We start from the raw sequence: 14,323 nt of genomic DNA, 5'->3' as shown, positions 1-14,323 counted from the left end.
CTCATATCCTGTCGACGATTCTTTCCAGCTTGTCGAGCTGCTTGCTCTTTTTCAGGAACTCGGAATACGCCTCCTGTGCTCCTCTGATGAGAGAGTCGTAGTGGACGATTCTGCTGCCCGGCGAAATAGCCGCCATGGAAGATTTCAATCGCTCCGGGTTGCTCCCTTCCTCGTCGATGGGCTCACCGAGAACGAAAACCACCTCGATGTTCGGAGTCGCGTCGCCCTGGGCGAGCAGGATTTTCTTGAGCTTGTCCACATAGGTCTGCCCTTGCTCCTGCAGTTCGAGGAGCTTCATTTTCCGTTTGACCCGCTTCAGCTCGACGATGATGTGCTTTCCGGCCATCGTCCGATAGGCGATGTCGACACGCCCGAGTCTTTCCTTTTCAGTCATGTCCTGCGTGAGCACGCCGTCGGTGGTGAGTCTCGTCTCCATCACCTCGCTGGCGGTCGCTCTTTCCCATGCCGGGTCGAGCAGCCACAGATGATCGAACAGATACTTTTGCAGGACGCTTTCCTTGGCGTTGTCGTCGGCTATTCCCTGAAAATCCTTGATGGCGTCGAGGCGGGACTTCACGATATCCCGGTAAAGCGAAGCCTCGAGGGAGTCCCTGTCCGCGAGAATGGCCAGGAGCTTGTCTATGTCGTGAACATGCGCGGCCAACTCTTCGGCCGAGCCCCGCAACTTCATACGCTCGAACGCCAGGATGCCGTGGCGATACATGAGTTTCCGGTCCTCGTCCTGGTCGACGGGCAACGCGCTGAGCTTCGCGATCAGGGTTTCGGCACTTTTCCGAAAGCCTTCCGGCAGGGACTCCAACCATTCGGCCAGGGCCGGTGACGTCTCCTTGGCCTTTTCCACCTCGTGGAGCCGCCGCCATTCCGTCCAGCGTTTCTCGACCTGCGTTAGTTGCTTTCTGAGGAATGCGATCAATTGAACATATCGTGGATCGTCCTCCTGAACTCGCTGTCTGTCGCTCGTGGCTATATCCGGTTCGTCGTCCGCATCGAGGAAGTCGGCCTCGATTTGCCCGGTGAGGTATTTCGTGTAGAGGCGACCGTCGTTCAACTTGTCGAGGATGTTTTCGTGAAAGAGCCGACCTCTCGCGAAGACGACGATGCTGTTCAGGTTGCCCGCATCGTCGCTGTCGAGCTGTTTCGGCAAACGGGCGGTCCCTATCCAGCCGGTGACCGACCAATCCCCATCCCATGCGTCGAGCCGATCCGAAAGGGCCTCCCGCTCCAACAACTGTCCTGCGGACGAAAGATCCGGCTCTTCGTCTCCGAAACTCCAAAGGAACTGGACCATGGGCAAGTCGCCCCGATCGGCCGTGCTGATCGGATGTCCGTCGATCAGAATCTTGAATCCGTGCGCCTCTCCGACTACGGAAAAGCGACGAGCGAGCCGCTTCCGCAAGGCCGTGGCTCCGCGTCCGAGACGCTGGCGCTTGATATCCTTCAACAGAATCGCGGTCCCGTTGGTGACTTGTATTTCCTCCCGAGGCAGCTTTTCCGGGCTGTAAAAAGGCTCCTTGTCCTGGACCGACTTGTGAATTCCGTCGATCGTCATTCTCAGTCCATGGGACTCGCCGTTCTTTGCCGAGTGAACTTCGATCGTGTTGGCTATGGAGAACAGAGACAGCTTGCCAAGGCCCTTTCTGCCCATGACGGGGCGTCCCTTGGCGGTCGTGCGACCGGTCTCCTGATCCTCGTCCCTGCGACGATAGCCGACCCGGAGGTACTTGGTGTTCATGTCCTCGATGGACATTCCGATACCGTCGTCCTTGATCTCGATGAACTTCCCGTCCGGATCTATACCGATCTCGACGTTCTCCGCGTCGGCATCCCACGCGTTCGCAACCGCTTCGGTCAACACTGCGGCGATGTTGCTGTAGAGATTGATCCCGAGATGATCCAGGACGTTCAAATCCACGGTCATCCTGTAATGGTCGTTGCCCGCCATGCCGGTCGTTCCGATTCCCTCGTTCATTGGTCGTTATCCTCATTTACTCTTTCGATGATCTTCGTGGAAATCAGCGCTTCCAGATGTCGATGGAGCTCGAAGGGCAGCTCTCCGCCCTTAACGAGGACGCCGAGCTCCATGTTGCGCTCCATCGCGGCGGAGGTCAGATTCGCACTGGTGATGAAAGCCAGTTCGCCGTCGGCGACGGCACATTTGGCATGAACGGCTCCCGACAACTGTCCGGGCAGCACCTTCTTGTCCGACGACCAGACGTAAACGTCAATCGAGGGGAGAATGCTTTTCATGGCCTTGACGGAATCGTATGTCACCCGCCCGCCATGCTTGTCGGACGACTCCAGCAACACGTCGATCTGAACCTGGCGGCCAATGGCACCACGGAGAGCCCGGATGATCGAATCGACCTCGTAGGCGACGAAGCTGACGAGAAACAACCGTCTCTTCGCGGCTTCGATGACTTCACAGAGCACCTGCTCGGTGTGCCTGACCGGAACCTGACCCGTCGAGGGGCCGGTCCATACCAATTCCACGGCCCCACGGTTCTCTCTCAGGACCGCCGCCGCAGACGCTCCCCGGAGAGCGAATGCCACGTCACTTGGAGAGGTGTCCTTGCTGTTACGCCACGCCCGATCCAGACGTCCCACCAATTCCTTGTCGGCGTTGGGGCCGAAACTCGAACGAGTCAAGGCGAACTGCTCGACGGAGCCCAGCGTCTCGATCTTCGACGCGACGGTGGAGATACGATCCGGATGCAACTCCAGGCCAAGCTCGGCGATCACTGCCAGAAGGTCATCCATTCGAGCCTCCATTCCCGGCGAAGAAAGCGGTGTCGGAGACCTCGAATGTTTTTACGAGCAGAGCCCTGTCCAGATAACGATTTCCACGTTCACAGGACGTCTCGGCGACGAAGGTGCAGGCATGGCAGGCGGCGGAATGCAACGAACGATCGACACCGGGATTGTGTTCCGAGCAGAGGGGGTCGGAAGAGCAGACGGTGGCGCGATCCAGCGCCTGCTCGATCAAGCGTCCCAGATTCTCGGGTTTTCCGAGCTCGACGAGTCCACCGAGGGTCCCGTCGGAATCGGCCGCCGCCGTGTAGAGCAACACCCCCGCCATGGGAGATTCGCTGTCGCTCTTCGCATAGATGCGTTCCCGGATGCTCGCCGCGTTGTAGCCACATTCGAGAGCCAGCTCCCGAATGAGAAGATGGGCGAACGTGTGCAGCATGGCGTATCTGATGCCCGGATAACCCTCGTCGGGGTCCAGCCCACGTGCGTTCCGCCAGCCCCGATGACCCGCCTCCAGCTTTTGGCTTCTGGCCTGAACGGCTTTTTGCTTTTCCCATTCGGCCACGGCATTCTCGTCGAACCTGATGAATATCCCTTCACCATGCACTTCACTGGCGGGTATCCAATCGGGCTTGTTCCGGCTGAGATCGGCCATCGGCGGTCGCTCGTCTGGATCGGTCGATTCCTCTGGAGCCTCCACCCGGGTGTAGCCAATCAGGGCGTTCACTTCGCGGAGACGTTCCAGTAACAACACGCTGGCCAGACGGTCTCGATAGCCCTCCGGTGTTTCGGTCTTGCTGCTCAGGAAATGCGGCCAGTCCGTCGGAGGATCGTCCGAGGTCAAGACGTCCCACTCGGGGTCCTTGATGTCGCCCTCGGATATGACCGTCGTGCCCGATCTACCTTCCTTTCGGTCTTCGACGGCCTTCCAGATGTCCCTATGATCCCATTTGTCGATTCCCGGCAGGCTGCCGCTCTTGACCAGGGTCTTCACGATCACCTTGATCTCTTCGGCCGATTCCGCATCCGAGAAATATTCCCATCCATCCAGAATCAATTGCCCGAGTTGGTCACGTTCGAGAGGAATCGCGAGAACCGAAAGCGTGATTGGGAACCACCCGTTGGTCGCTCCCAGGAGGATGGTTCTGGGGTCCTCGCCGCATTCCTCGTACTGGTTGAGGTGGGGGTGCCGTCCTCGGCAGGCGGGAAGGTTATCCTGCGCCTCCCGCCCGAAGGCATGAACTAGCGAGCGTGCCGCATCGCAGGTGTCGCATTTGACCCAGAGGTTTTCGGTCTGCAGGGATGCGCCTCGCTCGAAGAAACGCAGCGTCCCTTTGCACTCGGAGGGGCCGCCATGCACGAACCAATGCCACGGAAAATCGTCGAGGTGACCGTTCCTGCAGGCGAGCAGAAAACGGGCGGGAACCGCATCGGCGTTCTTGCCTTTCTCGCAGTTCGAATGAACGAAATGGGTCTGCTCAGGGCGGTACGGGTTGGCCTTGATGTCGAACAGGCCCGAATCGTATTCGGCCAGCAAGCCGCATTTGACGCATCTCAACCAACGCGGAAAGGGGCGGACCGGCACGCCGATCTTGCCTTCGGCGGACATGGGGTCGACGCCGTCCTCCCTTAGAAAGGGGGGCATCCGCAACCGTTCCACTTGAGGGCCGAGCACTCGGCGAACGGCGGCGAGTAGGCGTGCCTCCTCGATCGGAGGGCATCGGTCCGGATTCCAGCGATCGAGACCCATGGTCAACACCGAAAGATTCGGCAGGTCGATCAGGGCTCCGGGACCATAGGTCCAGAGCAATTGACTGGGACGGACTTGTCCGACGAGATAGGAACTCATGCGTCACCTCCGTTCGCTTTCTTGACCTTCGGTTTCCAGGACGGAGGTTCGGTAGAGTGCTTCGAAGCATCCATGATCAGTTGAACTCCGGGTTCCACTTCGCGCATCGACATGGGGACCGTGAATTCGTCCCATGCCAACGCTCCGGGCTTTTTCAGAAGAGCGGCGAGGTCGCCTTGCCCACGCGCCGTCTCGTAACCCAGTCTGCGCCCGGCCTTCACCGCTTCCTTCACCCACCGGTCGATCCGATCGGCGGTCATGGTATCGGCGATAGTTCTCGCCGCCTTGTCTTTCACCTTCCAAGCACGCTCGGACAGCACCTTCCGTGCTCTCAGGGCTTCCGCCTTGCCGGAACTGTCGAGGGATTGCGCCCCGGGATTCGGGTTCATGGAATCGTTTTCGAGCCGGAGGAGACTCACCATCGCGCCGGTCAGGCCACGGTCCAGCGCTCTCGCCGCGAACGGCGTGACGGACTGGGCCTCGACATGCTTGTAGAACGTCGCGTGATAGTGCTCGAACGTTTCGTAGTGGGACAGATCGCGAGGCCGCGACCAGGTGAGCACGGTACAGACGAGTCCCGGGAAGGAACGGCCGACGCGGCTCGTGGCCTGAATGTATTCCGCCGTGTTCTTCGGTTGGCCATTGACGACCATCAGTCCGATACGATTGACGTCGACGCCCACCGACAGCATGTTGGTGGCCAGGACGATGTCGATGGCCCGCGTCTCGCCCTTTTCCCAGGTGGGCTTGAACTTGACCTCCAGTTGGTCGAGCTTCTTGGGAATCTCCTTGTTAGAAACTCGCGAGGTCAACTCGTCGACAATGCGTACCGAACGCTGGCTCAGCCCCGGTCGCTTCACGTCGCTCATCTGGACGCGATAGGCACGGGTCTGCACGTCGTCCTCGGCCAGCCGCCGCATGCCCCCCAACTCGCGCAGGGAGTTGAAATACCCAACCACGGTCATGTACGGGTCGGCCGCCGCGCCGAAGCGCTGGAACAGCGATTGGGCGGCGGTCAGCAGGGCGACGTACACACGGATCAGAACAGCGGGACGGGAGCTGCCCGGCGAACAGATCCCCATGTAGAGACGCCCGGGCTTGTCCTCCACCGAACGCTGCACCGAGAAGAAGTTGTCCTCGACATCGAGGCCGTGAGGCGGGAAGACCGAAACCCTGCGGAGGAAGACGTTGTTCACCTGTTCTTCGGCCTTGCGTACCGTCGCCGTGGAGGCGACGATCTTGGGCCGGATCGCCTTGCCGTCGACCGTCCAGGTCGAAAGTTCGTCCACGGCGGTTTCGTACAGGCCGACCATGGTTCCCAGCGGTCCGCTGATCAGATGGAATTCGTCCTGGATGATCAGATCCGGCGGCCGGATGGGAGTGATCTCTTTGACCTTGACCGCTTCCAGTGACCCTTTCTTGGTGTGATTGCCGTTGCAGTCGGCCTCGGGCCAGAGCAGCCCGTGGCGCGGACATTCGCGGTTCGCCTTGCCGAAGAGTGCTCGCACCTGCCCCCGCCAGGCCATCATGGCGAACTTGTCCACCGTGGCGATCAGCATTGAGGGCGGATGGCGATAGATTTCGTCGTCCACCACCAGGACCGGAAGCCCCAGGTTCTTCGACTTCGCCTGGCTGAATTCGCACCGGCCGTACTTGTCGCCACAGTAGACGAAGGTTCGGCCGAGATCCCTGTCGACCCTTATCTCCCGCCCGGGAGCGATCTCGGAACCGCACCACGGGCAACTGGTCAACTGGGCCGGGGTCGACCCCGTGCCGTACTTGCCGTCCCGTTCCTTTTCGATCGCCGCGTGGCTTTCGTCGGTGGTGTTCGGCGTGACCCGCTGGCCGACCCAGAGGCCGATGGTGAACGGCGCATCGCCCCAGACCTCCGGTTCGGCCCGGCGCAGCACTTCCATGGCGCAGATCAGGGCAGTGGCCCGTTGAAACTGTTGCAGGGTCAGCAACCGCAAGGTGTAGCGCATGATCACGGCCAGGCCGCGTCCTCCATCGAGGCCGCCCATGTCGCCCTGGAGGCGACGGACGCCCATGGTGAAGGCCGCGACACCGAGATAGGCCTCGGTCTTGCCGCCGCCGGTGGGGAACCAGAGCAGGTCGGCGAAAGCCTCCAAGGGTTGGGTGCGGTCCCGGTGAGTCGGGTCGGCGAGTGCCGGAATCGAAAGCAGCATGAACGCCAACTGGAAAGGTCGCCACGAGCGGTTCTTGCGGACGTTCAACGCGTCGAGTGTCACCTCGTCTCCACGGCGCCTGGCGAGCGCGTAGATGCTGTGAATGCGCTGCGAGGCCATGGCCCGGTTGGCGAACCGGAAGGCGGCCAGCGCCCGGTCGTCCGACGCGAGGACCTCGATGCCTTCTCTCAGCCTTTCCAGTATCAGATTGCATCGATCCATCGCTTCGGTGGCGGGGATGTCGTATCCCACGACCTCGCTGCCGATGGCATTCCGGTTTTCGGCGATCCACTCCGCGTAGTCGTCCGTCAACACTTTCAGCCCGGCGACCAGTTCGTCGCGCTTTTCGGGTGTGGCGAGCTCGGCGAGTCGCTCCATGTCGAGCAGGCCGTCCTCAATCATCCGACGCATGGCCGGGCGGTCTTCCGGTTCGAGACCGGGCGTTTCGGTCACCTGGATCTCGTACTCGGGCAGAACGGCGGTCCTGACCTCCGTGGCCCGCTCGCGATCATCCTCCGATACGGTCGCGTGGACCGAAATGCCATGTCCGACGGCGAACTCGACCCGGTCCCGATAGATCATTTCGAGTGCTTCACGCTCCTCGTCGAATTCGTCGGCCCGAAGGATCGGGCGACGCCGGAACACCGCACGCCCCTCCATGTCCCGCACGCTCAGTTCGGGCTGGAATATCCAGGCCTGATCCTGGTTCTGTTCGGGCATGGTCTGGGTGTTGACCAGAAAGAGCGTAACCAGCCTGTCGCCGTTTTCCAGCGGGGCGCTGACCGAGCCCTGCACCACGACCGAAGGGCAGTCCGTGTCGATCCGGATCGGTTCGATGGTCCTCTTCTTCAGGGAGACCACGGCGAAGCCGCCCGAGGGTATGCGCTTCCAGCAACGAGGGGATTTGCCCGTCTCTTCGTTCTCCCGCTCGCTCTGCGTCCGTTCGTAACGCCCCCAGTTGGCGAACAGTTGGACATTTTCCAGTTCGCCGTCGACGCAGAAGGTGAACCCCATGGACGATGGAACCAGGGATTGATTGGTGGAGGTGTCGACTTCATCGTCTCGCTCCTCGGAATCCGGACGTCCCGATTCGCCGAAGGTGTCCGTCTCCGCCGCATCCGGAGCCGTGTCCATCGGAGCCAGCTTGCCGACCAGGTAGCGATCGCGGACGCTCATGCCCACGATCTCCTCGACCGGCCCGTCCGCCGGACCGAGCAGGTCATCGATGACGGCCAACTGGAGAAGTTCCCGCACGTAGTCCTGTTCCTCGGCGGAATCGCCTTCCAGTACGGGCAGGGCATCGAAGGCGATGCCGCAAGCCGTCTTCAGCGCCGCCTCGAATACCGGCCACTCCAGTCGCACCATGGCAGCCTTGGATTCGGGTGCGGTCACACCGAGGTCGGTCAAAGTCTTTCCGCCATTCACGGGAAGGACGCCATCGAAGAAGAATGTCGTTTCGTCGAGCTTGGCGCGAATGCGGTAGATACGGGCGAACGAAACCGCAGCCAACGGGTCGCCACCGGCGATCAGCACGCCGTCACCTTCCTCGACACCCCGAAAGAGTGAAGAGCCGTGATCGACGGTCACAGAAAAGCGCCGGTTGCGTGCTTCGTCACCGAGACGGATGAGCCAGGCGTTTCTGGCGGTGTTGTTCTCGTTTTCGTTCATCCTGTTACCACCCATTGCATGAAATTTCGTTTCGCCTCGTCAGACTGCTTTCGGTGGACATTCTTCGTCGAATATTCACCGACACGAGTTTCCCGGCCGGTCGCCTTGTTCTTCTTGAATGCCGTGAAGTCGAAAAGTTTGGCCCCCTTTGGCTGCTCCTCGAAGCGAAACTCGTAGTTGGCGTTGTGCCCCACAAATCCACCGGAGGGGTCGCAGGTCCAGTATCCCGGATAACCGAGCCGCTCCAGGGCACGACGCATTTCCACGGCGGATTGATAGCGATTCGCGGGGTCGACGTGGACGGCCTTGTTGACGACACTTTTCAAATTCCGTGGGATGAAGGGCAAATAATCCCCGGATTGGACGACCTTGCCCTGCTGAACCAGTTGGTAATAATCGGTTTGCCCGAGGCTGTTGAATTTGTCGCGGACCATCCCGAGACCGTTGAGCAACCGGAAAGCGGTGATCCCGACCTGGTATATGTCGGTTTGCACGCTCACATGCCCGTTTTGTAGAACTTCAGGTGCAGCATGGAGCTTGTAGAAGCCCCGATGTGGCGCGGAGCAGCCGACGGGTGAATGGCACGAAATGCCATAATCCGTGAGGACTCCCTGGTTGCTGGTCCCGACCAGGATGTTCTGAGGCTTGATATCGCTGTGATATAGATTCAGCTCGTGGAGGTACTCCAGCCCGCGCAGGATATCGACCATGAAGCGAATCACGTCCGGAATGGGCATGAAGTTACCGGCATTTACTCCATTCATGATCGAGCCGTTGGCGTGATAGTCCATCGCGATGATGACGATGTCGACGCCGTTGTGCTGGACGACATCGGCGTAATGCATCTTCACCAGGTTCTGATGATCCAGATGATTTCCTATGCGAGCTTCCTGCAGCCGCTCATCGATGGTGACGTTCGTGGCCAGAACCTTGACGGCGACATCCCTGGAAATGCTGTGATCGTGGGCCAACCAAACATCTCCGAAGCCGCCTCCACCCAGCCGCGCTTGCAGCTCGTATTTGTAGAGACGATCTCCCGTGTTGAGCGGAACGTGAGGAGGCATGATCAATCGTTCCTCCCCGACCACGCCGCAGAAACGGCATCTGCCATCTGCTCGTTCCAATAGCGGTTTGTCGCCCCGACGTTGGTCTCCGCGAACGTTTTGACCTCGTTGCGGCGAGTTCCGATCGTCCTGTACAGCTTCACATCCACGGGAAGCTGCCGGGTGCCCGCTGTCATCAATACGACCGCGTCGAAATAGGCGGCTTCCCGGGAGGAAGCCTTCTCACCACCTCGGCCGTATTCGTTCGCTTTGATGACGATCCTTTCGATGCCCGGATATTGGCGCAACACCCGGTCCAGCTCCTGGTGGAGCCAGTGCAGTTTCTGTTCGATGCTTCGGCAATCGGCGGGGAAGTCGAGTTTGTTTTCCGAGTCGGCATTGACCAGGGATACAACCGTTCCGTTGCAATCGAGCACTGCATAGCGAACGGTCGTCGGGGAAGTGCGAATTCCGAGGATCATCATCGGTTGCCTCCATTCTTCACGGCACGATATCGTGCGCCACGTCGTTCGCCTTGACGTTCGATCCTGCCACTTGCCATCAAGTCATCGATGGTTGGCTTCCATTTGGCGTCGCTGATGTGGATGGCAGCTATGATGTCGGCCTTGGTGTGCCAACCTTCGTGGGTGCGCAGGAAGTCAAAAATGGCGCTGACTGAATCTGTGCCATTCAAGGCAGCAATTGATCTCGCTTCGAAATCAAGGACAGGCAGTGAAGGTGCGGCTGAGCTGGAGCGACCAGAGCGAGGGACTCGGGATGATGTTCGCGGTGCGCCCTCGAAAAGCAGCCGTCGGGCGACTTCTTCCTCATAACGCTGACGGTTCAGTGCCGAAAGTCGCTTCAGCACCTCGACACGAGATGCGCCGTCGACGCCAAAGCGGCTTCCACGCTTCGTCTCTACAAACTGGTAATGAGGCTCAACGTCCTGCCATCCGTAGGCAGCAAGGACGGCTCGGTCGAGCTGCACAATCAATTCGCGAAGACGAACGACGTCTTCGGCATTTTCAGTCTGCGAATGCACCAAGTTGTAAACGGCAGTGAATCCCAGCTGCCGCACTTCGCACATGGTGGCACGTTGTTCGAAATAGGCTTTGCCGACGGTCTCAAGACGTGGATCGATCGCCTCGTGCGAGAGAGAGTCGCCAACCAGCATGCTAGACGGAAACGGGAATGTGTCGAAGCAGCTCGTCCCAACGTATGCAGGCGTCTCTCCTGTCGTCGATCCCCAGACAAGTGCCCATTCTGTATGTGCGACCGACTGGAGAACGGCGAAAGCGCTGTAGGTTTTGAAATCGAAGAGTTTTACCTTCTCCGAATAGATGTGCGCCGGGTTGCCGAACGTCAAACAGAAGTGTTTCGACAACTTGGAAGCCACAAGCGCTTTGCCGTGTTGACGGACGCGGTTGTGGAATGCCTCCCGACGGTCCCAGAACTTCCAGAAACAGCTTTCATGCACCTGTCGCGTTAGCTTCTCGCGATACGGACGCACTCGTTCCTCCACAATCGCCCATGGTGTCTTGAATTTTTCGGCCTCGTCTTTCTCTCGTGTCCAGAAGTTGATGACCCATCGAGAACCGGTTTGATGGGGACACTTGTTGATGTCGTCACCGACAACGTATTTCGTGATCACTGCATTAGACGCCGGTTCCGTCGCAAGGATTGAAAGAGCTTCAGTTTCTTCTAAAACGAAACCGATGCCCTGCACCTTCACTCCATCAGAACAAAAACCAGCGTTAGATGAGAGTGGATAAGGAGCTTGTAATTCAGATCCGGGTTCAAGCATTGTCGAGATTGACTCAACCTGCTCGCCATCCAACACTACGGTCCCTTTCCAAGTTCGTAGGCTGAACACTATCACTGAGACGTGGACGCCAGCCTTTCCAGGCCAAGGGAAGGACGAGAGCCCAAAGTAGGTCGTCGCGCTCTCAAAGACACGCGCAAGGGCCTGCGTCCGCGTGTCGCTCTCGGTGATGGAGTCCGTCGCGATGAAGCCAGCGATACCAGTGTTCCGAAGCAGTAGGAGCGAGCGGAGAAAAAAGTAGGCGACCAGGTTCACAGAACCTTTGGCACCGTCCATCAGGAGTCGTTTGATCGCTTTTTCGTAGGACTCGCCTAGGTTCGACGATATCTTGCGCCCACCCATGAAAGGAGGATTACTGACCCATACGTCAAAGCCACCTTGCTTGCTTCCAAAAACCTCCGGAAACTCCAAATTCCAGTGAAAGGGTTTCCTGATCGACTTAGAGCCGGGCAAGTCGACAGCCAAGCCGGATTTCGCCTTACGGACAATCTGCTCACCCATCTTCTCGTTACCGCCCAGGAAATCACCCGCCATGGTCGCGAGTGTGTCAAGCGCGGTATCGAGTGCCCGGGAATTGCCGCCACACCGGAGCGCCTCACCTATCATGGCGTCGGCGATCAGTTCGACGGATTCGAGTTTCCGTCGCGCCTCTCGATCCAGCCGGGCCATGGCTTCGACATCCTTTATGTCCCGAATGGTCGTGGCGCGGAGCCGCTTGCGCAGTTCGATGGCCTCGTTAACGGCCGCCTCGACGTTCTGGCCGAAGATGCGAAGCTGGTACTGCCGCCCGGATTCCGTATCCATGCGCAACCGGGTGAGCTGTTCCAGCCGGTGGATACCCAGCAGACTGTCGCCGGAGCGAAGGTTGTGATCGAGAAAACCGAACGGCCTGCCCTTGGCGAGAGTCACCAGCCAGATGGAGAGTTTGGCCAGCTCCACGGCCAGCGGGTTGATGTCCACGCCGTACAGGCAGCGCTCGGCCACCAGGCGACGGGCGATGGTCAGCCGTTCGTCGAGCTGGGGTGGCAGGGGTTCCTCCGCACCGAGTTGGTCGAGCGCCTCGCCGTCGACGGTGATGGCCTTTCCGGCTGCCTCTTCGTGCAACCAAGCCTCCACCAGCTTCTCGCCGAGATAGCGACAAGCCTGAACGAGGAAGGCCCCCGAACCCATGGCGGGGTCGCAGACCTTGAGGTCGAGAATTTCCCGCGAAGACTTGAGCTTCCATTCCTCCCGGGGCTTGCCCTCGGCCGGGCCGATGTACACCACCGGTTCGAGCGTGGTGGTAACGATGCTCTCGGTGAGGGATTTCGGGGTGTAATGGGTGCCGGTCTCGCGCCGGTCGGCCCCAAGGGTGACCATGAACGAGTTGTCGCGATAGACGATCGGATCGTCCCAGGCGTCAGTGCGGATCAGGTTCGTGAAAGGGCGGATACGCTCGGCCAATTCGGTGTCTCCACCACAGACACCCAACACCCGACCGAAGACCGTGTCGTCGGCGGGCTTGGACAGACCGTTCCTGATGGCCGATTCGCTCCGCCCGGTTACGTCCAGAACCAATTTGACGAGCGCCGCCTCGCCGTCCAGACGGGCCGATTCCAGTTCCGCGAGAGCCACGTTCGGGTTCTTCGCCTTCTGTGATCCCTGCAGGCCCAGGGTCACGCGGGGAACGCGAGCCACGGTGTGTTCGAGGAGGCCTTCGTAGACATGCCCGATCTGCTCGACATCGAGCGCACGGTAGGACAGCAGCAGCGCACCACCGGACTGCTCCAGGATCTGCAGCGAGTTCAAAAGCAGCAGCACGGTGCGGTTGTCGATGGGAAGCGGAGCGGCCGAGGTATCCCGCCAACCGGTGCCCTTGGCCCGGCCCTCCAGGAACGGGAAACGGTCGGGATCGAACAGCGAGCCGCCCAAGGCGGGCATCCGCAGGCTTTCGTGCTCGATGCCACCATAGACGACCCGGAATACGGCGAGCAGTCTGGCCCAGGCATCGTGACGGCGGTCGAGCACCTCCGGTCCGTGACGGTCCGCCTCTTCCGCCAGTTGCCCGCGCAGGGTGGAGACGGCGTAGCACCGGTCGTAGACCGAATCGCCGAGAAGGAGCAGCCCACGCTCTTCGGCACAGAGGACGAACACCAGCCGCATCATCACGGTAAGCCCGGCCTCGTAGAGTTCGACGGGTTTCACGTCGTGGAGGAGTTCCCGGTTGCGGTCCTCGTCGGCCTTGTCGAGACACTGCACGAGCACCTCGACCGCACGACGGACCTGCTCGCCGAGGGTATCCGTGACCTCCTCGTGATGCTTGAGGGATTCGTCCAGAAGCGATTCCAGGGTATCTTCCGCCGGGCCGAAACAGCGCCGGACACCGAGCAAAGACTGGAAGGCCTTCAGGGTGATCGGCTCCTGGAACCACAGGCGGGCGTACCAGGACGCCTGGCTGGAGGTGGAACCCACCGGCGCGTTGACCAGCATCCAACGTTCGCCATCGGTCAAAAGCCCCACGCGCACGCCATGGGCGCGGCAGAGCAGGGTCATACGCTCCTGGAGGGAAACGGGCCAGCCGTCACCTCGCTGGACCGACTCGAGATCGGTGTCCGGCGGCAGAACGGCGATGAACAGGCGTGGCTTTCCGTCTGCGGGAGAGCGGACGATCCAGTCGGGTTTGAACGTCCCGGCGTGTTCCTGCGACGAAACGCTTGGGAGTTCGTCCGGCCAGTCGCCCGCATGGACGAGGGATTCGTGGTCGTATTCGAGCATTTCCGTCAGCACCAGACGGACCCATTCCCGGTGCAATTCCGGCAACAGTTTGTCTTCCTGGTCCACCGCTTCGCGCCATTCCTCGTAGGCGGCCCTGAGTTTCTGACGTCGCGGAGTTTCCACCGCTTCCAGCCCTTGCGGAAACGCCTTGTCCAGCATGGATACGGTCAGGAACGGCCCGGATATCTCAATCAGGGAGAGCCATTCGGCGTGTTTGGATAGATTCTTCATG

At 60.2% G+C, this 14,323-nt stretch carries 7 protein-coding genes; all 7 read right to left on the bottom strand.

Going from position 1 to position 14,323, the window contains the following annotated elements; translation table 11 throughout:
* Nucleotide 1: 1 nt before the first annotated feature.
* The 7 genes from SFUM_RS19910 to SFUM_RS19880 are packed head-to-tail and all read right to left on the bottom strand — an operon-like array spanning nucleotide 2 to nucleotide 14,322.
* Nucleotides 2–1,990, bottom strand: a complete 1,989-nt coding sequence (locus tag SFUM_RS19910; protein ID WP_011700638.1) for a BbrUII/HgiDII family restriction enzyme — start codon at nucleotides 1,988–1,990, stop codon at nucleotides 2–4.
* On the bottom strand, nucleotides 1,987–2,778 hold the full coding sequence (gene drmC / locus SFUM_RS19905) for a DISARM system phospholipase D-like protein DrmC (protein ID WP_011700637.1): 792 nt from the start codon (nucleotides 2,776–2,778) through the stop codon (nucleotides 1,987–1,989). The genes SFUM_RS19910 and drmC overlap by 4 nt, the downstream gene beginning before the upstream one ends.
* A complete protein-coding gene (gene drmB / locus SFUM_RS19900) occupies nucleotides 2,771–4,618 on the bottom strand; it encodes a DUF1998 domain-containing protein (protein WP_011700636.1) in 1,848 nt (615 codons plus the stop codon). Before drmB ends, drmC begins: the two co-directional genes overlap by 8 nt.
* A complete protein-coding gene (gene drmA / locus SFUM_RS19895; protein ID WP_167321382.1) occupies nucleotides 4,615–8,487 on the bottom strand; it encodes a DISARM system helicase DrmA in 3,873 nt (1,290 codons plus the stop codon). The genes drmB and drmA overlap by 4 nt, the downstream gene beginning before the upstream one ends.
* Nucleotides 8,469–9,536 carry a serine/threonine-protein kinase gene (locus SFUM_RS19890; RefSeq protein ID WP_011700634.1) on the bottom strand — a complete coding sequence of 356 codons (1,068 nt, stop codon included), beginning with the start codon at nucleotides 9,534–9,536 and terminating at the stop codon, nucleotides 8,469–8,471. Before SFUM_RS19890 ends, drmA begins: the two co-directional genes overlap by 19 nt.
* Before the next feature lie 2 nt (nucleotides 9,537–9,538).
* A complete protein-coding gene (locus SFUM_RS19885) occupies nucleotides 9,539–10,000 on the bottom strand; it encodes a hypothetical protein (protein WP_011700633.1) in 462 nt (153 codons plus the stop codon).
* On the bottom strand, nucleotides 9,997–14,322 hold the full coding sequence (locus SFUM_RS19880) for an Eco57I restriction-modification methylase domain-containing protein (RefSeq protein ID WP_011700632.1): 4,326 nt from the start codon (nucleotides 14,320–14,322) through the stop codon (nucleotides 9,997–9,999). The genes SFUM_RS19885 and SFUM_RS19880 overlap by 4 nt, the downstream gene beginning before the upstream one ends.
* Nucleotide 14,323: the final 1 nt, after the last annotated feature.

It is taken from the genome of Syntrophobacter fumaroxidans MPOB (assembly GCF_000014965.1).
GTDB classification, from domain to species: Bacteria; Desulfobacterota; Syntrophobacteria; order Syntrophobacterales; family Syntrophobacteraceae; genus Syntrophobacter; species Syntrophobacter fumaroxidans.
This window is presented reverse-complemented; position numbering and strand designations above follow the sequence as displayed.